A 24,098-nucleotide genomic window follows, 5' to 3' on the forward strand; every position below is an offset into this window, starting at 1 on the left:
CGGTGGGGCCTTTGCAGTAGGGGACAGTCATGAAATTTCTCGATCTTGCAAAGGTCTACATCCGGTCCGGGGCCGGCGGTGGCGGCTGCGTCAGTTTTCGGCGCGAAAAGTACATTGAATACGGCGGTCCCGATGGCGGCGACGGCGGTAAAGGTGGCTCTGTATGGGTCGAAGTTGTGGATGGGTTGAATACCCTGATCGACTTTCGCTACCAGCAGCATTTCTTTGCCAAGAACGGTCAGCCTGGCCGAGGGCAGCAGCGCACCGGAAAAGATGGTGATGACATCATTCTGCGCGTCCCGGTCGGCACTGAGATCCTGGACGAAGACGAAGAAACGGTCATCTGCGATCTGACAGAGGTGGGCCAAAGGGTCCTACTGGCCAAGGGCGGCAATGGCGGTTTTGGCAACCTGCACTTCAAATCGGCCACTAACCAAGCTCCTCGTCGGGCAAATCCGGGTCAGGCAGGTATCGACCGCACGATCTGGCTGCGCCTGAAACTGATTGCCGATGTCGGCCTGTTGGGGATGCCTAATGCCGGCAAATCGACCTTTCTTGCTGCGACATCGAACGCACGCCCCAAAATTGCCGATTACCCCTTTACCACCTTGCACCCCAATTTGGGCGTGGTGGGTGTCGACAATGTGGAATTCGTGGTGGCCGACATCCCCGGTCTGATCGAGGGCGCACATGAAGGACGCGGGATCGGAGACCGCTTTCTGGGCCATGTCGAACGCTGCGCGGTATTGCTGCATTTAGTTGATGGCACCTCGGAAAGTGTGGCCGAAGACTATCGCACGATCATTCACGAGCTTGAAGCCTATGGTGGTGAGTTGGCCGATAAGCCTCGCATCACCGTCTTGAACAAGGTCGACGCCCTGGATGACGAGGAACGCGAACTAGCCAAGACCGAGCTTGAAGAGGCCGTCGGAGGCTCCGTAATGGCAATGTCTGGTGTGGCACATCTGGGTGTAACCGACGTCCTGCGGGCTTTGCGCGGTCGGATAGACGATGACCGCGTGCGCCAGAAACCCGCCGAGGAGGAACTGCCTTGGCAACCCTGACCGCAGCCAAACGCCTCGTGGTCAAGATCGGATCCGCCTTGCTGGTGGATCGGAACACAGGGTTGCTGCGATCTGATTGGTTACATTCGCTTGCTCAGGACGTCGCATGGCTAAAGGGGCAGGGGACCGACGTCATTCTGGTCTCATCGGGGTCAATCGCATTGGGGCGTGGCGTTTTGGGTCTGCCCCTGGCCACGCTTCCGTTGGAACAGTCTCAAGCCGCCGCCGCTGTCGGGCAAATCCGGCTGGCCCGCGCCTATGAAGAAGCGCTGACGCCTCACAACATTACCACTGCACAAGTGCTCGTCACGCTGGAGGATAGCGCGGATCGTCGCCGCTATCTGAATTCACGCGCCACCTTGGAAACGCTGCTGGGGCTTGGAGTCGTTCCGATTGTCAACGAAAACGATACAGTGGCAACGGATGAGATACGATACGGCGACAATGATCGTCTGGCCGCTCAGATCGCCGTCACAGTTGGTGCGGATCAGCTGATCCTGCTGTCAGATGTTGATGGGTTCTATTCGGCCAATCCAAATGAGGATGCCTCGGCCAGGCGGTATGACGTCATCGAAGACATCACGCCCGAGATTGAGGCGATGGCGGGTGATGCCGGTTCCGGCCTATCAAAGGGCGGGATGAAGACCAAACTGTTGGCGGGAAAAATGGCCACGGCTGCTGGTTGCGACATGGCGATCACCGAAGGTTCCCCTCTGAACCCGTTGAAAACGCTTGAAAACGGCGCGAACTGCACATGGTTCATCGCGACTGTTGATCCGCATGCCGCACGCAAACGCTGGATTTCAGCGATGAAACCCCGGGGTGAGATCGTTGTAGACGCGGGGGCCGCGCGGGCGCTGAGCAATGGCAAAAGCCTGTTGCCAGCAGGAATAGTCGAAGTGTCCGGAGATTTCGGGCGCGGTGATCCTGTTTCGATCATGGACCCACAGGCGCGACGGCTTGCGCAGGGGCTCAGCCGCTATACCGCGCAAGAAGCAGACGCTATCAAGGGGCGCAAATCGACCGAGATCGAAGCCACTCTAGGCTATCCTGGCCGCGCGGTATTGATCCACCGCGATGATCTGGCTGTTTAATAAATTGACTGAAAGGCACCTGAGATGAAGGATTTCGACAGCATCCCCGACCTGATGACCGATCTTGGGAAACGCGCCAAGGCCGCCGCTGCCGAGCTGGCATTTGCAAGCGCCGAGCGTAAACACGCAGCCCTGATTGGGGCCGCCGAGGCTGTTTGGGCCAATCGTGAAAAGATCATTGCGGCCAATAAGAAAGATATGGAATTTGGGCGCGACAAAGGGTTGAGCCCGGCGATGATGGATCGCCTGATGCTGGATGAGGCCCGCATTCAGGGCATGGTCGACGGGCTGCGCGCCGTTGCAGAGCAAGCCGATCCTGTTGGTGAGGTTCTGACCGAATGGGACATGCCCTCGGGCCTGAACATTCAGCGCGTGCGCACGCCTCTGGGCGTGATCGGCGTGATCTATGAGAGCCGCCCGAATGTCACGGCGGATGCGGGGGCGTTGTGCCTGAAATCCGGGAACGCGGTCATCCTGCGCGGTGGATCAGAAGGCTTTCATTCCTCGTCAGCCATCCATGCCTGTTTGGTTCAGGGTCTGACATCGGCGAACCTGCCCGAGGATGCCGTTCAGCTTATCCCAACCCGCGACCGGGCGGCGGTTCAGGAACTGCTGACCATGACCGATTATGTCGACGTAATCGTTCCCCGTGGGGGCAAAGGGCTGGTCGGGCTAGTCCAGCGCGAGGCCCGGGTCCCGGTATTTGCCCATCTGGAAGGCATTGTGCATATCTATATCGACAAGGCCGCTGATCCGCAAAAGACGCTCGATGTGGTTTTAAACGCCAAAACCCGTCGTACCGGAATCTGCGGTGCTGCCGAATGTCTGCTGATCCATCGGGATATCGCTGAAACGCTGGGACGGGATGTCATATCGGCGCTGTTGGCCGCAGGTGTCGAAGTACACGCCGAAGGTACTTTGGCCGTTGATGGCACTATCGCGGCCACTTCTGATGACTGGGGCAAAGAGTTTCTGGATAGTATCATCGCGGCCAAGCCGGTGGCTGATATCGACGCCGCCATTGCGCATATCCGCAGGTTTGGGTCGAACCATACGGATTGCATCATGACCGAGGATCCCGCTGCAGCTGCCCGTTTCTTTGAACGGCTTGATAGCGCGATCCTGATGCATAACGCCTCAACCCAATTCGCCGATGGCGGTGAGTTTGGCATGGGGGCCGAGATCGGCATCGCCACCGGAAAGATGCACGCGCGCGGCCCCGTAGGTGCGGCTCAACTGACCAGTTTTCAGTATCTGGTGCGCGGTTCAGGGACTGTTCGGTCTTAAAACCGGATTTCGACGCGGGTTGAGGCCGTATCGGTCGCGACCCGCCGTCCAATCGACGATGCGGATTCAGGCAGCAGCGCAAATTGAACCTGCGCAGGGGTGACCTTGTTGGTAAACCGTCCGCTGGGCAGGTTCTTCCATAGCTCGGCTTCCAGCTTCATTTTGTCCGCGGTCCCTGTCACAGACCAGTTCTTCCCATCGTTTACGATCGTTACATCCCCGCCAAATGGCATCGCGCTTTCGCAGCACATCAACGCCAGAAAGGCCAGTTTCACCTGATTACGCGGTACCGCTTCGGTCAGGTTCCAGTTGACGCGAACACGACGTGCGCGTTCGACATCATTCAACAGCTCTAAAACCTCGGCCCGCCCAAGGGGATGATGGCTGGCCGACCCAAAAGCGACCCTGAAAAAGCGGATGCGTGCGCCGGCGCTGCCGACACTTCCCGCGATCAGTTCCATCTCGGGGCCTTGCACCGCGCCAACCATTTCAAGCAGCTCCAAGCCGTTGGTGATCGCCCCGATCGGGCTGATCAGATCGTGGCAGATCCGCGAGCCGATCAGTTCGGCCAGGTTGACGTCCAAGTCGCTCACGCGTACCTCCTGCTGTATCTGCCACCGGACCGGAGCCCCTTGATGACAGATCTGAATGCCATTCTTGCACCGGGCATGTATGTCCGCCACCCCGATTTCCCCGATTGGGGCGTTGGACAGGTACAATCCAACATCGCAGGTAAGATCACCGTAAACTTCCGCGAGCAGGGAAAAGTGGTAATCGACGGGGCACGCATCGCCCTGATGCCGGTCTTTGATCCGTGAAACTGGTTTAAGAAAGGTTAACGTTTGATCGAAGCGCTCTATGTTGCCATTCCCCTGAAACCTGCGGTATCAGCGCGGAAACAACACGGAACCTCTGATGCCGGACGCAGGCCCTTCTTTCACCGTCAAACTCGCCGAAAATGACACCGAATTGCAGGCTGCACAGCGGTTACGCTATGACGTGTTCATACGTGAACTGGGCGGCGGTGGGGAAATGGTCGACCACGATGCCGGGCTGGAGCGCGACAGGTTCGATCCCTATTTCGATCATATGTTGGCGATTGACGATCAATCTGGAAAAGTTGTTGGCGTTTACAGGCTGTTACCAGGTGATCGTGCTTCTGAAATCGGACAGTTCTATTCCGAAGATGAATACGATCTTTCCATCTTGAAACAAGGCGGACGCAAGCTGTTGGAGTTGGGACGTTCATGTCTACATCCCGATTATCGCGGCGGCACAGCAATGTATCACCTGTGGAATGGCTTGGCCGCCTATGTTGCCGAGCGCGAGATCGAGGTCTTGTTCGGCGTCGCCAGTTTCCACGGCACCGATCCTCAAGCTCTGGCTCAGCCTTTGTCCATGTTACATCACAATCACCTTGCGCCTCCGGACCTTCGGGTTCGGGCTCAGCCCGAAGTGTTCCAGCCCATGGATATGCTGGATAGCGATAAACTGGATCGGCGCGCAGCGATGGTGCAGGTTCCAGCACTGATAAAAGCATACCTGCGTCTCGGCGGGTTTGTGGGCGAGGGTGCCTTTATCGACCATATGTTCAATACCACCGATGTTTGCCTTATCCTCGACACGGCGCGGATGAATGAGCGACAACGGCGCATCTATGGCGGAGCGTAACGTGATGAGTGACGCCTCATGGCACAGTGAAGACGCACCTGACCCAATCAATCTGGGGGTCTGCGGATGGCTATTGGTCTTCCTTCGGGGTTTACCACTTGCTGTATTTGTATTCAGCGGGCTGATTGTCCTGCTGATCCTTCGCATGATCGAGCGCCCGCTCTATGGGGTTCACCGTCCGGTCACGCCCTTCATCACGCAGTTCGTATGCCGTAATGCGTTCCGGATTCTCGGGATTAGCTACCGTACAACCGGCGAGCTTATGACCCAGCGTGGTGCGGTTGTTGCGAACCATTCCTCGTGGCTTGATATTTTTGCGCTGAATGCCCGTAAAAGGATCTATTTTGTCTCGAAGGCCGAGGTAGCCAAATGGCCCGGTATAGGCTGGCTGGCGCGAGCGACAGGTACTGTCTTCATCGAGCGCGACCGCAAGAAGGCACGCGAACAGACACTTCTGTTTCAGGAGCGCCTGACAGCCGGTCACAAGCTGCTGTTTTTTCCAGAGGGCACGTCGACCGACGGTCTACGAATTTTACCATTCAAAACTACACTTTTTGCGGCATTCTTCACTGAAGATCTACGCGATTTCATGTATGTTCAACCGGTGTCGGTCGTTTACCATGCACCTAAGGGTGAGCCTGACCGGTTTTATGGCTGGTGGGGTGACATGGATTTTGCGCCGCATCTGTTAAAGACTTTGGGAGCGCGTCGCCAAGGTGGCGTAGAGCTAATCTATCATTCGCCAGCCAAGGTCAGCGACTTTGAGAACCGAAAGGCCCTGGCCGCCTATTGCGAAGATACCGTGCGTCAGGCGCACAGCCTTGCACGGCTTGAAAAATAGGGAGATTGGCCCTTGCACTGCCTGAAAACCTGCCGTATACGCGCGCCATTCAAACCCGCAGGCGGGGTTTGGGCTTTATAGGGGAGACATCCTTATCTGGCCCGCCGGTTGGAGCATCCGCTTCTTTCACCCCCGCCGAGGCGTAAACCGGAAAAAGGAAATAAAGCATGGCTCTTCCCGAGTTCTCCATGCGTCAGCTGTTGGAAGCTGGCGTTCACTTTGGTCACCAGACACAGCGTTGGAATCCCCGCATGGGCCCGTTCATCTACGGCTCGCGCAATGGCATCCACATCATGGACCTGACCCAGACCGTTCCGATGCTGGACCAGGCTCTGCAGGCTGTTCGTGACACTGTTGCCAAGGGCGGCCGCATTCTGTTCGTAGGCACCAAGCGTCAGGCCGCAGGCCCAATCGCCGAAGCAGCTGAAAAGTCAGCCCAGTACTACATGAACCACCGCTGGCTGGGCGGCACCCTGACCAACTGGAAAACCGTTTCCCAGTCGATCAACCGTCTGAACCAGATTGACGAAGCCATGGAATCGGGCGCCGAAGGCCTGACCAAGAAAGAGCGTCTGGGCATGGAACGTGACCAGGGCAAACTGCAGGCTTCGTTGGGCGGTATCCGCGAAATGGGCGGCGTCCCGGACCTGCTGTTCGTCATCGACGTCAAAAAAGAAGCACTGGCCATCGCCGAAGCCAACAAGCTGGGTATCCCGGTCGTGGCAGTTGTCGACACCAACTGCTCGCCCGATGGTGTCGATTACATCATCCCTGGCAACGATGACGCAGCCCGCGCGATCTCGCTGTACTGCGATCTGGCAGCACGTGCCGCTCTGGACGGCATGACCGCTCAGATGGGTGCAGCAGGCGTTGATCTTGGCGCATTCGAAGAAGCACCGGTTGAAGAAGTCGTTGCGGAAGAAGCACCCGCAGCAGCAGAAACACCTGCCGAAGCGTAAGCTGCCCGTCACGTAAATGACATCTGGGGCAGGGTATGACCTGCCCCTATTCCGTTTGAATTGAGGAGAGCCAAAAGATGGCAATCACAGCAGCAATGGTAAAAGAACTGCGCGACACCACTGGCGCAGGCATGATGGACGCGAAAAAAGCGCTGACCGAAACCGGCGGCAACATGGACGAAGCCGTTGATTGGCTGCGCACCAAAGGCTTGGCCAAAGCGGCCAAGAAATCGGGTCGTACCGCGGCGGAAGGTCTGGTTGCCGTTCACGTAAACGGCAACAATGGTGTTGCAGTTGAAGTGAACTCGGAAACCGACTTCGTCGGGAAAAACGCCGAATTTCAGGAAATGGTTGGTAAGATCGCATATGCCGCAGAAGGCGTCGACAATGTCGAAGCTCTGCTGGCAGCTGATCTGGGTGGCAAAACCGTTGCGGAAACGCTGACCGACAAGATCGCCACCATCGGTGAGAACATGTCGGTGCGCCGTATGTCCAAACTGTCGGGAGACACTGTTGTATCTTACGTCCATAACGCAGCCACTAACGGCATGGGCAAGATCGGCGTTCTGGTCGCTCTGACCGGCGGTGACGAAGCCATCGGCAAGCAGATTGCGATGCATATCGCGGCTGTGAACCCGGCAGCTCTGTCCGAGGCAGACATGGACCCGGCGATCGTCGAGAAAGAAAAGCAGGTCCAGATGGACATCGCACGCGAATCCGGCAAGCCGGAGCAGGTCATCGAAAAGATGATCGTTGGTCGCATGAAGAAGTTCGTCGCTGAATCGACCCTGTTGAACCAGCAGTTCGTTGTAAACCCTGACCTGACCGTTGAGGCCGCTGCCAAAGAAGCAGGCGCGACTGTCACCGGGTTCGTGCGTCTGGAAGTTGGCGAAGGCATCGTTGTCGAAAAAGAAGACTTTGCTGCTGAAGTTGCAAAAGCAGTTCAGGGCTAAGCATCACAGGCCCTGAACAGGGCCTGTATCAATCTGAAAAACCGGGTACGCCATGCGTATCCGGTTTTTCTTTGCCCTTAGTGTAGAATTGATGCCAAGAAACGAAAAAGGACGCCGAAAGCGTCCACAAGTTAAATCTGGTTTGAATGAGGGGCCCCGCAAAGATGGGGATGGACGAGGCCCCCCAAAATTCCGACAAAGAGACGCGGACAAATAGGCGCCCTATTGTCAGAGCGATCGGAGAGCTTTGTTATTGCAAAGATCCGACCAAATGTTCCCAGGCTAAAGCCACCACTCACGGAACAATACCACTTTGCAACTTTAGCGTTAGATTCGGAAAGTCATGTTTTCCTTACCCTAGGTAAATTGACGCATATTCGCGTCACTCCCTGAGTCAAACCCCAACGATGAACATCTGATTTTGAAGAGATGCTTTCAAAACTGCCTGCGCCGTTGTCTCGACTACGAGGGCCTCGCGCGCCAGACGCAGATGCTTTTCGACAGTGGCAGAAGTCAGCCCCATCAGTATCGCAATGTCCTGAGTTGTTTTGCCGTCGCCGACCCACTCAAGCGCCTCACGCTGACGTTTTGTCAGGGCGCGATTTGGTGCGTTATAGGGCAGGGTGAGGATTTTCAGATGAGCAACGTTGTTCATCAGAAGAATATCCTGGCCAAATTCCTCCCAGACAGCGTCCACATCGTCTTGTGTACGCGATCCATGCGCTGAAAGCGAAATTGCCCCTTTCGACCGAACCGAAACCGAGTCGAAACTGACCGTATAGCCGGCGACGACACCTTTGGTTTTGTTGAACTCGATGACGTCTCGCTCTTTTGCGGTCAGGGTGCCATCAGTCATCAGATCCTGGGCGATCCTCCAGCTTGCGGCCCCTTCATTATGCAAAGCCCATTTCAGCATCGGAGCATGGAAATACAACCCGCCTCCCAGAAACCCATCCAGGTAATCTTTGCTGTGATTGGTCAGGATTACAAAATCCTCGGGATCCCCCAGCGACGTTTCGGTGCGATATCGCGTATATCCGTACAGCAAACGATCGAACCCATATTCTGCCATTTGCCGGCAATGGGCATCCCAGAGCTCTTCCAGGGTTTTGGTATAGCTGAGGAAATTCAGATACTCAGAAAGCTTCATAGCGATCATTCACCCTGTAAATGGGACCGCAACGCATCCAGCGCCAGCACATATCCCTGCGGACCCAATCCGCAAATCATGCCTACTGCCACACGTGAGATATAGGATCGGTGTCGAAACTCCTCACGCGCGTGGATATTGGACAAATGAACCTCGATGACCGGCAGCTCAACCGATGCGATTGCGTCCATCAGGGCAATCGAGCTGTGCGTATAAGCACCTGCGTTCAAAACAATGCCATCCTGCACACCTTTGGCGGCATGAATGGCATCAATCAACGCGCCTTCGTGGTTGGATTGGAAATGGATCACTTCCATCCCGATAGACTTACCGTGGTCGAGGCACATATCCTCGACCATTTGCAGCGTTGTGCTTCCGTAAACCTCGGGCTGTCGCGTGCCCAGCAGATTGAGGTTCGGACCATTCAGAATAAGAGCTTTATGCATTGTTATACTGTCCCCATAACAAGGTTCTTAAACGTGAACAGGTAGAGATGTCCACCGAACCTGGATCATGCGTCAGAACCGCGGCCTATAGGACACGAGGCTGAAGTTTCAGATATTGGCTGGCTATGCCATGGTCACGACAATTTTCCCAAGGGCCTTTCGGCTGGCCAGAAGGTCTAGCGCCTTTTGGGCTTGATCCAGAGGGAATTGCGCACTGATCTGTGGTTTGATCTGCCCTTTGGCGTATAACCCGAACAAATCTTTCATGTTTTTGCCATGTCCCTTCGGGTCGCGAAACACCGAGGCGCCCCAGAAAACACCGACAATCTGACAACCCTTAAGCAGAGGGAGGTTCAATGGTATCTGAGGGATTCCGGCTGGGAAACCGACGACCAGGAACCGCCCCTTCCACCCCAAGCTGCGCAGCGCTGGCTCTGAATAGGCACCGCCAACGGCATCGTAGACGACATCAACGCCCTGACTACCGGCTAAGGCCTTGATGCCCGATCCAAAGGCCTTTTGCGCCTGTTTGTCCATGTCGCGCGCGTAAATGATCGTTTCGTCCGCCCCGATCTGACGACAGAAATCTGCTTTGTCTTGCGATGAGACTGCCGCAATAACCCGAGCCCCCATGGCATTGGCTAGCTCAATCGCAGCCGTACCAACTCCGCCTGCTGCACCCAGAATCAGGACCGTTTCCCCTTGTTGCAGCGCAGCGCGGTCCTTCAGGGCGTGATATGAGGTGCCATAGGTGAAGATAAAGCTCGCCGCGTCCTCAAATGGCATTGAGCTCGGGAATTTAACAGCTGTCGCCGCTTTGACCGCCAGATGTGTGGCAAAACCTCCGTGTCCGGTCAGGGCCAGCACACGGTCGCCAACGTTAAAGCCCGAAACACCTTCGCCTAGCCCGATAACCTCGCCAGCGATTTCACCTCCGGGGGCAAACGGTCTTGGTGGCTTTATCTGATACAGGTCGCGTATCATCAGTGTATCCGGGAAATTAACGCCTGCGGCCCGCACGCGAACAAGCAATTCGCCCTTGCCCGGCGACGGATCGGGCAGGGTGGTCAGTTCCAATGTCTCCGGCCCGCCCGGAGCGACGCTGAGTAAGGCTTGCATGTTTACGCTAATGTCCCTGTTATTCGGTAAGGAAGAACTTTTGGCCTACTGTTCTGAGTTGTCAAGAAACCACCCGGCACAACCGGGTTAGGCGTTAACCTTGACCGACAAATGAGACAGTTTGCCAAAATCAAAAACCGAGGAGCAGGTCATGACCCCCGAAACTCTTTTCTCATTGCAGGGCAAAACCGCTCTGGTCACGGGTGGGGCCACCGGAATTGGCCGAATGGCGGCCGAGGCGCTGGTCCGGGCGGGTGCACGTGTACTGTTGGCGTCTCGTAAAGGCGACGCGTGCGAGGCGGTCGCGGCCGAATTGAACGCACTGGACGCCACAGGAACCGCCGAAGGGTTTGCCGGTGATGTCGGATCAAAAGAGGGTGTCGACAATCTGGTGGCCGAAGTGCTCAAGCGCACGGACCGGCTGGATATCCTCATGAACAATGCCGGTGTTTCCTGGGGCGCACCGATGGGTCAGTTTCCCTACGAAGCCTGGGAAAAAGTCATGTCGATCAATGTGACAGGAATCTTCGAACTGACCCAAAAACTGTTGCCGATTCTGATGTCTTCCGGGACTGCCGAAGATCCATCCCGCATCGTCAATGTTGGATCGGTTATGGGCGAAGTTCCTATGGGCGACGGTGCGTATAGCTACTCTGCCTCAAAGGCGGCTGTGCTGCATCTGACCAAAATCATGGCCAAAGAACTAGCTCCGCATCACATCACCGTCAATGCGCTGGCGCCTGGACCCTTTGTCTCTCGGATGACGGCCTTTGCCACATCTGACGAAGGGACGCGCAAAAAAGTCGGCGAATCCGTACCCTTGGGTCGCGTTGGACGTGACGAGGATATCGCGGGCTGTATGCTGTTCCTGTGCGGCCTTGGCGGCAGCTATGTCACAGGCGCGGTGATCCCGGTTTCGGGCGGGATCAATGTTGTCACCGCCGGCAACATCTTTGCTGAAGCACTCTGAAGCATCGGCCAAAGGGAGCCACAAAATGGACAGCGCAATTCTGGATCTGAAACGCGTCGATGCCTATCTCGGCACGCATCTCAAAGGGTATCGGGGTCCGTTGGAGGCGAAAAAATTCGAGGTTGGCCAATCAAACCCAACTTTTGAGTTAAAAACGCCTGAGAATTCCTATGTCCTGCGCCGCAAGCCGCCGGGAGTGTTGCTGAAATCCGCCCATGCCGTTGACCGTGAGTTCAGGGTTCAAAGTGCTCTGGCCGAAAGCGATGTGCCGGTGCCAAAAATGTTGCTGCTTTGCGAGGATGATGACGTCATCGGGTCGGCGTTTTATGTGATGGAGCATCTCGACGGCAGGACGTTTCTTGAACCCACAATGCTTGGCGAAAGAACCGAAACCCGCACGGCAATTATCGACGAGATGAACCGCGTTCTGGCGGCGCTGCATAAGGTCGATATCGATTCGGTTGGCCTGTCCGACTATGGCCCGCCGGGAAGCTATTTTGAGCGTCAGATCGGGCGGTGGACGAAACAATTTCGGGCGTCCGAAACCACTCAGATTCCGGATATGGATGCCTTGATCGAGGCTTTGACCAACGCAACCCCCAAGGATGATGGTCAGAGAACACTGGTTCACGGCGATTACCGCATCGACAATCTGATGTTCGAAAAGCAGGGCACACGCTGTCTGGGCGTACTGGATTGGGAATTGTCGACAATCGGGCATCCCTTTGCCGATCTCGCAGCCGTTATCATGCAATGGCAGATGCCACCTGGAAAAGAGGGGCGGGGTCTGGCTGGCATAGACCGGTCCTCGCTCGGCCTGCCATCCGATCAGGCTTTCATTGATCAATACTGCGGGCGCCGCGACCTGCCCGGAATTGATAACTTTGGGTTCTATCTGGCGTTCAATTTCTTCCGAATGGCCGCGATCTTGCAGGGTGTTTATAAGCGGGCGCTTGACGGAAACGCCTCTGATCCGAAAAGAGCTCATATTTTTGGTAGTTACGTTCCTAAGTTTGCACAACGAGGGCTGACTGCATTGGGCTGAGGGTGAAACCACCTAGGGCGTATGAAATTTCGACAATTCAAGCTCAAGGTTGGCCAGGCTGTTTTTGCCAAAGAACATCTCAGTACCTACAAACATGCTGGGGACACCGAAAACACCTCGCTTGACCATAGCCTTGGTTTGGTTTTTCAGGTTTTGCTTTACGTTCAGATTGGTCATGGCCTCGCGCAGTTTTCGTATAGGCAAGCCGTTATCCTGAAGAATGTCGCAAAGGACACCCAGATCATCCACTTTTTGGCCGTGCACCCAAATAGCATCAAATATGGACGCTATATATCTGTTTTCCCATGATTTACCGGATGCTAACAAAGCCCCGCGCATGGCGAATTTGGTGTTCATCGGGAAATGTGGGCTCATATGAAAGCTCAACCCACGGTGACGCGCAAAGCGATGGAGATCGCGGGTCAAATAGGCCGTCTTCTGCCGGTTCTCTGAAAAAGCCTTAAACGGGCTTTGGTTATTGGTGGCTTTGAAAACAGTGGCCAGCAGAACCGGAACATATGTAACACCGACTTCGTGCTTTGCGGCGATATCAGATATCATCTTCTGCGCGAGGAAGGCGTTCGGACTGCAAAAATCATAAACAAATTCTATATGTTGCGGCATATTTCTCCTCCATCAGGCGAGAGTCGAACCGGACACGAATCTATCTGCGACCACATTAGCAGGCAAAACCCTTTTGGCGTACAGGGACATCGTTGGATTGAGGTGATTTAGCTGTCCTTTTTCCGCTTAACCCCGCAATATTCGGGAAAGATACGTTAATTTCTCAAAGTTGAGCACACACAGATGAAGTTCGAACAAGCCCGGCTAGATCGTATTTGCGATTGGATGCAATCCTATGTGGATGATCGCAAATATGCCGGAAGCTCATTCTTGATGATGCATCAGGGCAGGGAGGTTCTGTTTCATTCCTGCGGGCTTAGAAGCGTTGAGAACAATCTGCCATTCGAGCGGGATACCCTCGTTCGCATCTATTCGATGACCAAGCCGATAACCACTGCGGCCCTGATGATCCTTGTCGAACGCGGTGAGGTTCACCTCGGCGCTCAAGTGTCTGAATATATATCTGATTTCTCCGCAACACAGGCGCTGGTACCCGGCGCCACAAGGTTGGATCAGACCGAACCTGCACCTGCACCAACGCTTCATCAGCTGCTGACCCATACAAGTGGCCTGAGCTATCCTTTCAACCCCGGCATCCTGGCTGCGGCAATGGACGAACTTGATCTTGTTTTCGGCCCTAAAGAAGTGTCTTTGGCTGAAAGAGTATCTTTGCTGTCCACTTTGCCTTTCGCCTTTCAGCCGGGAACGCGATGGGAATATTCGGTAGGGATAGACGTTATTGGTCGCGTGATAGAAGTTATTTCTGGCCAATCTCTGGAGCAATTCCTTGCGAAAGAGATTTTCAGACCTCTTGGCATGTCCCAGACCGGGTTCAGGGTTCCGGCGGGAGCAGGGGATCGGTTTGCCTCGCTCTATACGCCTTTGGCGGGCAATGCGATGGCGATAAACGAAGCCCGTACGGGTGAGCAGACATTGCGTCTGGTCGACAATGCCGAAGCATCGCCCTTTGAATCGGCAACAATGTACTCTGGGGGCGGAGGGTTGGTTTCAATCATTGATGACTTTGCTAGATTTTCAGAGATGCTCCGAAATCGCGGAAGGTTCGGTGATCAACAGATTCTTGCACCAAAAACTGTAGAATTCATGCTTCACAACCACTTACCCGGCGATATTGCCTCGATGGGACCGCAGAGTTTTGCGGAACAACCCATGGAGGGCATGGGCTTTGGCCTTGGTGGCGCTGTCGTCATTAACCCCGGCAGAACCTGTGTTCCGGGCAGCATGGGGGATTTCAGCTGGGGTGGTATGGCATCGACCTTCTTTTGGGTTGATCGTCAGAACGATTTTACAGCGATCTTTTTCACCCAACTGTCACCATCCAGCTCTTATCCCTCCCGCGCAGAATTGAAGGCGCTCACCCTCGGGTCAATCATTGAATGACATTCGGCGCGCTGATACCCATTCGCCAAGATTAATCGGAGTACCGCATATGACCGAAGCAGAGAGAGTTCTTCTGGATCTTCTGGACGTTGAAAGACTGGAAGTGGACCTGTTTCGGGGAACAGGGTCGGGCGGCGAAACACCTATGCGGATTTTCGGCGGTCAGGTCATCGCACAAGCACTAGCCGCCGCATATCGCACCGTCGACAACCGCCTATGTCATTCCCTGCACGCCTATTTCATCCGCCCTGGCGACCCAAGCATTCCCGTAATTTATCAAGTTGATAGGGCCCGTGACGGAGGTTCCTTCACGACGCGCCGTGTGGTTGCAATTCAGCATGGTAAGCAGATTTTAAACATGTCCGCCTCATTCCACATTCAGGACGAAGGTTGGGATCATCAGCACGACATGCCTGAGATGGAAACGCCCGAATCCTACCCATCGCGATCAGAGCTCAAGAAGAAATATCTGGACAAAGTACCGCCCAGCTTTCGCGGAGAACTAACACGCGAGCGCCCGATCGAAGTCCGCGAGGTCGGCCATCTGGATCCTTTCAACCCAGAGAAATCGGATGACCGCAACCAGATTTGGTTCCGGATGGGGGCCGCGGCCAATGCCGATGCGGTCACGCAGCATCTGTTGCTGGCCTATGCTTCAGATATGTATCTCATGAGCTCGGGAATGCGCCCGCACGGCCTAAGCTGGTTTACTGGTGAAGTGAACGGCGCCAGCCTGGACCATGCGATTTGGTTTCACGCGCCGCTCAAGTTCGAGAATTGGCATCTGTATTCCATGGATTCGCCATGGAGCGGACGAGGGCGCAACTTCAACCGTGGATCAATCTATTCCGAAGATGGCGTTCTGGTCGCATCAGTCGCCCAGGAAGGCCTGATGAGGCGCCCTCAGAACAAAAGTTAAGTCTCTTCAATAAATATTTGATTTAACTTCTGCATTCCAGAAATCCACCTGTCATAATCTCCGGATTTATGGCGAATGTAGTCCAGAACCTGTGGATGCGGCAGTACCAGAAATTGCTCAGAAGATATTGCCTTTACGCAAGCCTCGGCAACATCTTCAGGTTCCAACATTCCGTCAATCGAAGCCACGGAAGTTTCGTGCCCGCGCGTCATATCGGACCGTACGGCCTGTGGGCAAAGTACCGAGACCCGCAAACCTTTATGCCCGTATGTAAGCGACAACCATTCAGCAAATCCAACTGCTGCGTGCTTTGTGACGCCGTATGGCGCAGCACCTGGCTGGTTCAGCAATCCCGCAGCAGACGCCGTGGTCATGATGTAGCCTTCGCCACGGTCCAGCATTCTGGGCACCAAATGCCGCGCGGTCCAAACATGGGACATCACGTTGATTTTCCAGATACGATCCCAGTCTTCATCCGGAACCTCCAAGCCACCAATCGTCAATATCCCGGCATTTGCACAATACAGATCGATAGGGCCAATCGAGCTTTCTATAGCTTCGATCAACTCGGCTGTATTAGCCTCAAGCGAAACATCACAATGGAATGAATGGCCGCCAATCTCTTTTGCGACAGCGTCTGCGCCGGTTTTGTTGATATCAGCGCAGGCAACCGTGGCACCTTCACGAGCAAATCGCTGTGCCAAACCTTTTCCGATGCCATCAGCGGCACCGGTCACAACAACGATCTTTCCGTTCAATTCCATTCGATCCTCATGATGTGGTAGGTGTCAGGAACAGATCGTAAGGTATTGTGAGGATTTGAAAAGTTTCCCAAGCGCATTGGCATTAATTTAACATAATACCAATTACACGAATTCTGGAAACTTAGTAAAACGCCTGCAATCCCGTCTGTGCACGCCCCAGGATCAACGCGTGAACATCATGCGTCCCCTCGTAGGTGTTGACCGTTTCTAGGTTCACCATATGTCGGATGACCTGAAACTCTAGCGAAATGCCGTTGCCGCCGTGCATGTCACGCGCATGACGTGAAATATCCAGGGCTTTGCCGCAATTGTTGCGCTTAATGATTGATATCATCTCGGGCGCGGCTTCGGCCTTGTCCATCAGTCGCCCGACACGCAGGCTTGCCTGAAGACCCAGAGCAATTTCTGTCTGCATATCCGCCAATTTGCGCTGGAAAAGCTGCGTCTGCGCCAATGGCTTGTCAAATTGTTTCCGGTCCAACCCATATTGGCGTGCCGCATGCCAACAGCTTTCGGCAGCGCCCATAACACCCCAGCTGATTCCGTAGCGTGCGCGGTTAAGACATCCAAACGGGCCTTTCAGGCCCTGAACATGAGGCAGCAAAGCATCCTCGGTGACTTCGACACCCTCCAGCACAATTTCACCGGTGATCGAGGCGCGCAAGCTCAGCTTGTTCTGGATTTTCGGCGCGCTCAGACCTTTGAGGCCTTTTTCAAGGACAAAACCACGGATCTTTCCGTCATGTGCATCAGATTTGGCCCAAACAACAAACACATCCGCAATCGGGGCGTTCGATATCCACATCTTGCTTCCAGATAGACGATATCCACCGTCGATCTTTTCCGCACGCGTTTTCATACCTGCCGGATCAGAGCCCGCATCGGGTTCGGTCAGGCCAAAACATCCGATCCATTCGCCGCTGGCCAGTTTCGGAAGGTATTTCCGGCGCTGCTCCTCGCTGCCATAGGCATAGATCGGATACATCACCAACGAGCTTTGTACAGACATCATTGAGCGATAGCCCGAATCCACGCGTTCCACTTCTCGGGCGACAAGGCCGTAAGAGACATATCCGCCCCCTAGCCCGCCGTATTCTTCCGGGATCGTAGTGCCCAGCAGACCCATTTCACCCATCTCACGAAAAATCTCGGAGTCAGTTTCTTCGTTCTGAAATGCTTCTGTCACCCGCGGCTGAAGCTTTTCTTGCGCATAGGCTTGCGCACTGGCCGCAATCATACGTTCGTCTTCGTCTAGCTGGTCTGACAGGCGGAACGGATCATCCCAGGCGAACTGGCCCATGTCAGGCGCATCTTTGGCGCGTAATGTCGGCTTGGTGTCAGGGGCATTCATGGTGCGTCTCCGCTTTGTCAGCTTCGCGGCAAACTAACCCGTCGGCCCGCCAAAAAACAGTAAGAGTTTCGCATCCACCCTTGAGTAAAACTCATAGCTTGCAGCCACCTGCCCCACGCGTTCAACCCAGCGCGTATCCCGCACCACGAACAGTGCGAACCGGATCATCTCCACCATACTGCGTTAGTGCTTTGCGTAAGCGGCCGATATGAACGTCGACCGTTCGTGTATCGACATAAATATCCCGCCCCCAGACGCGATCCAATAGCTGTTCTCGGCTCCAGACGCGGCCCGGCTTTTCCATGAATGTGCTCAGCAAGCGAAATTCGGTTGGGCCAAGCTTTAGTGGTTTGCTGTCGCGGCTGACCTTATGAGTTTCAGAATCCAAAACGATGTCTGCGAATTCCAGCCTAATTCCTACAGTCGCAGGCCGGACACGCCGCAACTGGGTGCGTACCCGGGCCATAAGCTCGACAATCGAATAGGGTTTGACCACATAGTCATCAGCCCCGGTTTCCAGACCTCGTACTTTGTCGATTTCTTCCGACCGGGCCGACAACATGATAATTGGAATCGACCGCGTGTCGGAGCGGGTTTTCAGCCGGCGGCAAACCTCGATCCCGCTAAGATTGGGCATCATCCAGTCCAGTACGATAATGTCCGGACTGTCTTCATCGACCAGCAACATGGCCTCTTCACCATTGGCTGCTTTGGAAACGCGAAAGCCTTCTGCCTCGAGATTATAGGCCAGGACTTCGCGCTGAGCCGGCTCATCCTCGACAACCAGAACGGTCGGTTGATCAGCGGACATTCTCAAATCTCCTAGACGGATTGCGATGTAAAATCGGCTTTGGGACGCGCTTCTGTCGGGCGCTCTCCGGTCACCAGATAGACGACCTGCTCGGCAATGGCCGTCACATGATCGCCCATACGTTCTATATTCTTGGCGATGAAATGCAGGTGCATACAGGATGAGATGTTGCGCGGGTCTTCTGCCATGAAAGTCAGGAATTCTCGGAACAGACCATTATACATCTGGTCGACTTCCTCATCACGTTCGATGACATCCGCCGCCAGCTCAGCGTCGCGCTGGACATAGGCGTCCAAAGCGTCCCTGAGCATCCGCTCGACCTCACGTGCCATACGTCGCAAGGCGGCGGCACTGCCATTGATCTCACTGGTATTGACCAGGACGGTCGTGCGCTTGGCTATGTTCTTTGAATAGTCGCCGATGCGTTCCAGGTTGGCGGAAACCTTCAATACCGATAGGACCAGACGAAGATCGCTTGCTGTTGGCGCACGCAGCGCGATCAAACGCGCCGTTTCTTCATTGATCAGCTCTTCCAACGCATCAATGGCCTTGTCGCCCTGACGCACCTCTTGCGCGAGTTCGACATCGCGCGATTCAAGCGACCGTGCCGCGCTCATGATTGCGGCTTCGACGAGGCCGCCCATTTTCATGATATGCGCCTGAATGGCTTCCAGATCCCGGTCGAAGGCGGATGCGATATGTTGTTCTGTCATCTCTGAATACCTATGTTCAGCCGATACGGCCGGTGATGTAGCTTTCGGTGCGGGGATCTTCGGGGTTGGTGAAAATCTGTCCGGTTTCACCAAACTCGACAAGGTTGCCCAAATGGAAAAACGCGGTCTTCTGGCTGACGCGAGCGGCCTGCTGCATCGAGTGGGTAACAATCACCACCGAGTATCGCGACCGCAATTCGTCGATCAGTTCCTCGACCTGCGCAGTCGCAATCGGATCAAGGGCCGAGCACGGCTCGTCCATCAGCAGGACCTCAGGTTCCGTAGCCACCGCACGGGCGATGCACAGGCGCTGTTGCTGACCGCCGGACAGGCCGGTACCGGGGGCATCCAGACGGTCTTTGACCTCATCCCAGATGGCGCCGCGGCGCAGTGATTTCTCAACAATCTCGTCCAGTTCAGCTTTGTTTCTGGCCAACCCGTGGATACGCGGGCCGTAGGCCACATTGTCATAGATCGACTTGGGAAACGGGTTCGGTTTCTGGAACACCATACCGACCTTGGCACGCAGCTGAACCGGGTCGACGCGTTTGTCATAGATATCTTCGCCATCCAGCAGGATATCGCCCTCGACACGGCAGATGTCGATCGTGTCGTTCATCCGGTTCAGGCAGCGCAGGAAGGTGGATTTTCCGCAACCCGAGGGGCCGATAAAGGCGGTGACGGTCTTGTCTTCGATCCTGACGTCGACGTCTTTGATGGCGTGATTTTCACCGTAATAAACCTGAACCTTGTTCGCGGCGATCTTGATGTCTTTGGCGTCCACGGTTCTCTCCACTCGTGTCATATCGTTCATAATTGACCCCATTTACCAGCGGCGTTCAAAGCGGCGGCGCAGGATGACTGCGATTGCATTCATTGTTACCAGGAAAAGCAGAAGGATAATGATGCCCCCCCATGCGCGTTCGTAAAAGGCCGGGTCGGCGCGCTTGGACCATTCGTAAATCTGTGCTGGCATGGCCGAGTTCGGAGACAGAAAACCGTCCACTATTCCATCCGGCGGGTTCGAGGCGATAAAGCCCACCATCCCGATCAGCAGCAACGGCGCAGTTTCACCAAGCGCCTGCGCCAGGCCAATAATAGTACCCGTCAGGATGCCAGGTGCGGCCAGTGGCAGCACATGATGAAACACTGCCTGCATTTTCGAGGCCCCTACCCCCAACGCGGCGTCTCGGATCGACGGCGGCACCGCCTTGAGTGATGCTCGGGTCGAAATGATAATTGTTGGCAGCGTCATCAGCGTCAGAACCAGACCACCAACCAGCGGCGCAGAGGTCGGTAAATGCATATAATTGATGAACACGGCCAAGCCCAGAATACCAAATACAATCGAAGGAACGGCCGCTAGATTCGAGATGTTCACCTCGATGATATCGGTAAACCGGTTCTTAGGCGCGAATTCTTCCAGATAGATCGAGGCGGCGACCCCGATCGGTAAGGCCAGCGCCAACACGACCAGCATCATGAACAGAGAACCCAGCATGGATACTCCGATCCCGGCAGCCTCGGGCCGCTGATCGGAGGCGTCCGCCCCGAAGATAAAGTCAGGGTTGAACGCCTTGTACAGCACACCAGCAGCACGCAACTGATCCACGAAGTCCAGCTGTGCGACCGAGATGCTCTTGTCATTCGCGATGGACTGGCGTGTCACACGGCCCTTCAGATAGCCATCAACGCGGCTGTTCACCAAAAAACGGAAGCTGACCGACTTTCCGATCTCATCCGGGTTCGAGATGACGTAATTACGAAGGTCCGCCTGTGCGGATTTGGAAAGGATTTGCCCCATCTCTTTGGGCGACAGATCGGACTGGATGCCCAGTTTCTGCACCTCAACCTCCAGTGCGGAGGCGATCAAAGGCGCGTATCCGAAGGTCGAAACCTTGCTGATATCCGCGATGTCACGGTTGCCCTTTTTGTCGAGCTTGTCTTCCTTCAGCTCAACCGTCAGCTCAAGAAAGCTTTGCTGAAAGGCGCCGGTACCGGAGGTGACGATATTGGTCACCAACACGATCAACATCACAAGACCGACACCAATGGCCGCGATACCGTACAATTTGAACCGGGTTTCGGCCGCATTGCGACGCTTGGTTTGTGTGTCCTGATTGAACAGCGAAGCCCCTTTGTGTTTAGCGGCAGGTGCTGCGTCTTGTTTTTGGGACATGTCAGTCATTCATACTGCTCCCGGTATTTGCGCACGATATAGAGGGCGAAGATGTTCAGCCCCAGCGTGATGATGAACAGGGTCAGACCCAGGGCAAAGGCCACAAGAGTCTCCGGGCTTGCGAAATCAGTATCCCCGGTCAGCTGGCTGACGATCCTAGTGGTGATTGTGGTCATGGCCTCGAAAGGGTTTCCCGAGAATTTGGCAATCGCACCGGCGGCCATTACGACAATCATCGTCTCACCGATTGCGCGGCTTGCGGCCAACAAGATTGCCCCTACGATCCCGGGCAAAGCTGCCGGCAGGACGACTTGCCTGACAGTTTCGGAATGCGTTGCGCCTAAGCCTAGCGATCCGTCTCGCATTGACTGGGGCACCGCGTTGATGATGTCGTCAGATAGTGACGACACGAATGGGATGAGCATGATGCCCATGACCAGACCCGCCGTGAGTACAGCGTTCGAACTGGCCATCCAACCAACGCCCAAAGCACCCCCCTGCCCGAACACAGATACCAGTGCCGGACCGACCGTCAGCAGCGCGAAAAGACCGTAAACGATGGTTGGGATACCGGCGAGGATTTCCAGCAAAGGCTTGGCCACAGACCTTGCCACGCTCGAGGCATATTCGGAAAGATAGATCGCAGCGTACAGCCCAATCGGAACCGCAACCAGCAACGCGATCAGAGAAATATACAAAGTCCCCCACAGCAGTGGGAGGATCGACAGTTCACTTCCGCCCCGGAAGTTCGGGGCCCAGGTGCTGCCAAAGAAAAAGTCTTTCCACGAATGAAGTTCGAAGAAATTCATCGTTTCAAAAAACATGGACAGGACGATGCCGACTGTGGTCAGAACTGCGATCGAAGCGGCCAGCAGCAGCAGCGCCAGAATGCCTTGTTCGACAACATTTCGGGCGCGAAATTCTTTATGAGTGCGGATATAGGCAAATGAGGCCCCGATCAGCGTCACAACCAAAACCGCGATCTGCATCGCAATGGTTCCGCTTGCGCTCATCGAGCGATATTTCTGCGCCGCCAGCAGAATGGGTGCGGTTACCTCTTGCGTAATGATCTGGCCAGCCTCTTTCAGTCGCGCGGTCACATCGGCAAAATCTTCATGCGCGCTGCGGGCAAAGTCTTCGGTCATGGTGCCTGCGGCAACCGCGCCGTCCAGGCCGTTGGCGACGCGGCGCACTTCGCTCATCAGCAAGCCGCGGGTCGACCCCTCGGGGATTGCCGAGTCCGGCAGCAACCCAGAGGCAGAATTGCTGACGATCAAGGGCTGCGCCAGCAACCAGATGACCAGCAAAACGAACCCCGGTATCAGCGCCGTCAAAGCAACGTTATAGCCGTAATAGGATGGAAGTGAGTGCAGATTGCGCTGGTTTCCGTCCGCGCTGGCCATCGCGCGGGACCGGCCCGCAAAATAGCCAAGAACAGCAATCGCCAGCAAAATGAGCAGCAGCCAGGTTAGTGCCATGAGAACTCCGTCAAGCGGCAGGAGTGGATTTAAGAAAACCGGGGCGTAGACACCGCCCCGGTTCAGTCGTGTGAAAGCTTATGAACCGCCGCCCAAAGTGGTTTCGCTGGCTACGATTTCCTGAACCTTGACCAGCTCTGGGTCTGATACCAGACCGTATGCAGCCAGAGGGCCATCGGGGCCTGCAACCTCATCAGCGACGAAGAACTCTGCATATTCTTTCAGCCCGGGGATAACGCCGATATGTGCTTTTTTCACATAGAAAAACAGCGGGCGCGATACCGGGTATTCGCCAGTTGCGATGGATTCGGTCGAAGGCACGATGCCTGCCATGGTCGCAACCTGCAGTTTGTCGGTGTTGTTTTCGTAGAACGCCAGACCAAAGACGCCGATGCCGTCTTTGTTGCTGTCGATACGAGCCAGGGTCTCGGTATAGTCACCGTCGATGTCGACCGAAACGCCATCGGTACGCAGAGCGATACAGGCTTTTTCAGCGGCTTTCTTGTCGTCGCCATTTGCAGCTTTGTAGACATCAAAGTCACCCAGATGCTCACAACCGGCCAGGATCACCTTGTCTTCGAACACTTCACGCGTGCCGTGCTTGGTGCCGGGGATAAAGGCTGCAATCGGCTGTGCCGGGAAGGCAGGGTTCACGTCGGCCCAGGTCTTGTTGGGATTGTCGACCAGCTGGCCATCAACCACGATCTGAGCGGACAGCGCTTTGTACCAATCTTCCGGCGTGAACTCGAACGAGTTGCCGTTGATGTCGGATGCGAAAACGATGCCGTCATAGCCGATCTGAACTTCGATGATGTCGGTGACGCCGTTTTCGGCACAGGCTTTGATCTCTTTTTCACGGATCTGGCGCGAAGCGTTCGCTACGTCGATGGTGTTTTCACCAACACCTTCACAGAACCGCTTGAGGCCGGCCGAAGATCCGCCCGATTCAACAACCGGGGTCTGGAAGTCAAAGTTTTCGCCAAAGGCTTCTGCAACGATCGAAGCATAGGGCAGAACGGTGGAAGAACCAGCAACCTGAACTTGATCACGCGCGGTGGCCGCAGTGGCCGAAACAGCAGCGATAGCCAAAACCGAAGCCGACAGTTTTACAAAGGACATTTCAGTCTCCTTGAGAAATATGTTTCTGGATCATCCTCATGATGATCTTGGCCGAACCTTTAAAAGTCGTGCGTAAGCCTTTTGTGACAAGTGTGTAACGGTTTCATGACACGTTTGGATTTTCAGCCGATACGCCACAG

25 protein-coding genes are annotated in these 24,098 nt (G+C 55.2%); 12 read left to right on the forward strand and 13 right to left on the reverse strand.

What is annotated here, in order from left to right; translation table 11 throughout:
- Positions 1-29 precede the first annotated feature (29 nt).
- From obgE to AC2FH2_RS02340, 3 genes are read left to right on the forward strand one after another with little or no spacing between them, the layout of a single operon-like run.
- Complete coding sequence (gene obgE / locus AC2FH2_RS02330; RefSeq protein ID WP_496691244.1) at positions 30-1,064, forward strand: GTPase ObgE; 1,035 nt, start codon at positions 30-32, stop codon at positions 1,062-1,064.
- Complete coding sequence (gene proB / locus AC2FH2_RS02335) at positions 1,052-2,158, forward strand: glutamate 5-kinase (RefSeq protein WP_496688083.1); 1,107 nt, start codon at positions 1,052-1,054, stop codon at positions 2,156-2,158. Before obgE ends, proB begins: the two co-directional genes overlap by 13 nt.
- A 24-nt stretch (positions 2,159-2,182) precedes the next feature.
- Positions 2,183-3,445, forward strand: a complete 1,263-nt coding sequence (locus AC2FH2_RS02340) for a glutamate-5-semialdehyde dehydrogenase (protein ID WP_496822729.1) — start codon at positions 2,183-2,185, stop codon at positions 3,443-3,445.
- Here AC2FH2_RS02340 and AC2FH2_RS02345 read toward each other — a convergent pair.
- Positions 3,442-4,038 carry a histidine phosphotransferase family protein gene (locus AC2FH2_RS02345; RefSeq protein ID WP_496822731.1) on the reverse strand — a complete coding sequence of 199 codons (597 nt, stop codon included), beginning with the start codon at positions 4,036-4,038 and terminating at the stop codon, positions 3,442-3,444. The two genes, AC2FH2_RS02340 and AC2FH2_RS02345, sit on opposite strands and share 4 nt — an antisense overlap.
- Positions 4,039-4,080: 42 nt before the next feature.
- Here AC2FH2_RS02345 and AC2FH2_RS02350 point away from each other — a divergent pair, with 42 nt between their 5' ends.
- The 5 genes from AC2FH2_RS02350 (at position 4,081) to tsf (ending at position 7,869) form a co-directional block, all read left to right on the forward strand.
- Positions 4,081-4,263, forward strand: coding sequence for a DUF3553 domain-containing protein (locus AC2FH2_RS02350; protein WP_142633824.1), 183 nt, complete (start codon positions 4,081-4,083; stop codon positions 4,261-4,263).
- A gap of 97 nt (positions 4,264-4,360) precedes the next feature.
- Positions 4,361-5,116, forward strand: coding sequence for an L-ornithine N(alpha)-acyltransferase (gene olsB / locus AC2FH2_RS02355; RefSeq protein ID WP_496675580.1), 756 nt, complete (start codon positions 4,361-4,363; stop codon positions 5,114-5,116).
- Between the two features lie 4 nt (positions 5,117-5,120).
- Positions 5,121-5,957, forward strand: coding sequence for a lyso-ornithine lipid O-acyltransferase (gene olsA, locus AC2FH2_RS02360; protein WP_271948058.1), 837 nt, complete (start codon positions 5,121-5,123; stop codon positions 5,955-5,957).
- A 167-nt stretch (positions 5,958-6,124) separates the two neighbouring features.
- Positions 6,125-6,916, forward strand: a complete 792-nt coding sequence (gene rpsB / locus AC2FH2_RS02365; protein WP_142633821.1) for a 30S ribosomal protein S2 — start codon at positions 6,125-6,127, stop codon at positions 6,914-6,916.
- Positions 6,917-6,993: 77 nt separating this feature from the next.
- Positions 6,994-7,869 carry a translation elongation factor Ts gene (tsf, locus tag AC2FH2_RS02370; protein WP_142633819.1) on the forward strand — a complete coding sequence of 292 codons (876 nt, stop codon included), beginning with the start codon at positions 6,994-6,996 and terminating at the stop codon, positions 7,867-7,869.
- A gap of 394 nt (positions 7,870-8,263) precedes the next feature.
- Here tsf and AC2FH2_RS02375 read toward each other — a convergent pair whose 3' ends face one another.
- The 3 genes from AC2FH2_RS02375 to AC2FH2_RS02385 all read right to left on the reverse strand — a co-directional run bounded on the left by AC2FH2_RS02375 (position 8,264) and on the right by AC2FH2_RS02385 (position 10,584).
- A complete protein-coding gene (locus tag AC2FH2_RS02375; RefSeq protein ID WP_142633818.1) occupies positions 8,264-9,019 on the reverse strand; it encodes a LuxR family transcriptional regulator in 756 nt (251 codons plus the stop codon).
- A 5-nt stretch (positions 9,020-9,024) separates the two neighbouring features.
- Entirely contained in the window at positions 9,025-9,465 is a 441-nt protein-coding gene (gene aroQ / locus AC2FH2_RS02380; RefSeq protein ID WP_142633816.1) for a type II 3-dehydroquinate dehydratase, read from the reverse strand.
- Positions 9,466-9,588: 123 nt separating this feature from the next.
- Positions 9,589-10,584, reverse strand: coding sequence for an NADPH:quinone oxidoreductase family protein (locus AC2FH2_RS02385; RefSeq protein WP_496822733.1), 996 nt, complete (start codon positions 10,582-10,584; stop codon positions 9,589-9,591).
- 151 nt (positions 10,585-10,735) lie between these two features.
- Here AC2FH2_RS02385 and AC2FH2_RS02390 point away from each other — a divergent pair, with 151 nt between their 5' ends.
- Positions 10,736-11,554, forward strand: a complete 819-nt coding sequence (locus AC2FH2_RS02390; protein WP_496688097.1) for an SDR family NAD(P)-dependent oxidoreductase — start codon at positions 10,736-10,738, stop codon at positions 11,552-11,554.
- A gap of 25 nt (positions 11,555-11,579) precedes the next feature.
- Positions 11,580-12,599, forward strand: a complete 1,020-nt coding sequence (locus AC2FH2_RS02395; protein WP_496822735.1) for a phosphotransferase family protein — start codon at positions 11,580-11,582, stop codon at positions 12,597-12,599.
- 12 nt (positions 12,600-12,611) lie between these two features.
- Here the strand turns inward: AC2FH2_RS02395 and AC2FH2_RS02400 are convergent, their stop codons facing one another.
- Complete coding sequence (locus AC2FH2_RS02400) at positions 12,612-13,223, reverse strand: 2-hydroxychromene-2-carboxylate isomerase (RefSeq protein WP_496688103.1); 612 nt, start codon at positions 13,221-13,223, stop codon at positions 12,612-12,614.
- 183 nt (positions 13,224-13,406) lie between these two features.
- Between AC2FH2_RS02400 and AC2FH2_RS02405 the strand changes: the two genes are divergently transcribed.
- Positions 13,407-14,624 carry a serine hydrolase domain-containing protein gene (locus tag AC2FH2_RS02405; protein ID WP_496822736.1) on the forward strand — a complete coding sequence of 406 codons (1,218 nt, stop codon included), beginning with the start codon at positions 13,407-13,409 and terminating at the stop codon, positions 14,622-14,624.
- A gap of 49 nt (positions 14,625-14,673) precedes the next feature.
- Positions 14,674-15,543 (forward strand): acyl-CoA thioesterase, encoded by an 870-nt coding sequence (locus tag AC2FH2_RS02410; RefSeq protein WP_496710328.1) that lies wholly within the window; start codon positions 14,674-14,676, stop codon positions 15,541-15,543.
- On the opposite strand, the gene AC2FH2_RS02415 is transcribed toward AC2FH2_RS02410, so the two are convergent.
- The 8 genes from AC2FH2_RS02415 to AC2FH2_RS02450 all read right to left on the reverse strand — a co-directional run bounded on the left by AC2FH2_RS02415 (position 15,540) and on the right by AC2FH2_RS02450 (position 23,958).
- Positions 15,540-16,307 carry an SDR family oxidoreductase gene (locus tag AC2FH2_RS02415; protein WP_496822738.1) on the reverse strand — a complete coding sequence of 256 codons (768 nt, stop codon included), beginning with the start codon at positions 16,305-16,307 and terminating at the stop codon, positions 15,540-15,542. The genes AC2FH2_RS02410 and AC2FH2_RS02415 overlap by 4 nt on opposite strands.
- A 121-nt stretch (positions 16,308-16,428) precedes the next feature.
- Positions 16,429-17,658 (reverse strand): acyl-CoA dehydrogenase, encoded by a 1,230-nt coding sequence (locus AC2FH2_RS02420; RefSeq protein WP_496822739.1) that lies wholly within the window; start codon positions 17,656-17,658, stop codon positions 16,429-16,431.
- Between the two features lie 121 nt (positions 17,659-17,779).
- Positions 17,780-18,469: a phosphate regulon transcriptional regulator PhoB gene (gene phoB, locus AC2FH2_RS02425; protein WP_142633798.1), complete on the reverse strand. Its 690-nt coding sequence runs from the start codon at positions 18,467-18,469 to the stop codon at positions 17,780-17,782.
- A gap of 11 nt (positions 18,470-18,480) precedes the next feature.
- Complete coding sequence (phoU, locus tag AC2FH2_RS02430; RefSeq protein WP_271947126.1) at positions 18,481-19,182, reverse strand: phosphate signaling complex protein PhoU; 702 nt, start codon at positions 19,180-19,182, stop codon at positions 18,481-18,483.
- A gap of 16 nt (positions 19,183-19,198) precedes the next feature.
- Entirely contained in the window at positions 19,199-19,996 is a 798-nt protein-coding gene (gene pstB / locus AC2FH2_RS02435) for a phosphate ABC transporter ATP-binding protein PstB (protein ID WP_142633794.1), read from the reverse strand.
- Between the two features lie 12 nt (positions 19,997-20,008).
- On the reverse strand, positions 20,009-21,370 hold the full coding sequence (gene pstA / locus AC2FH2_RS02440; RefSeq protein WP_496822740.1) for a phosphate ABC transporter permease PstA: 1,362 nt from the start codon (positions 21,368-21,370) through the stop codon (positions 20,009-20,011).
- Positions 21,367-22,839, reverse strand: a complete 1,473-nt coding sequence (pstC, locus tag AC2FH2_RS02445) for a phosphate ABC transporter permease subunit PstC (protein ID WP_496822741.1) — start codon at positions 22,837-22,839, stop codon at positions 21,367-21,369. The genes pstA and pstC overlap by 4 nt, the downstream gene beginning before the upstream one ends.
- Before the next feature lie 78 nt (positions 22,840-22,917).
- Positions 22,918-23,958, reverse strand: a complete 1,041-nt coding sequence (locus tag AC2FH2_RS02450) for a substrate-binding domain-containing protein (RefSeq protein ID WP_142633790.1) — start codon at positions 23,956-23,958, stop codon at positions 22,918-22,920.
- Positions 23,959-24,098: the final 140 nt, after the last annotated feature.

It is taken from the genome of Ruegeria sp. YTSA105 (assembly GCF_059610225.1).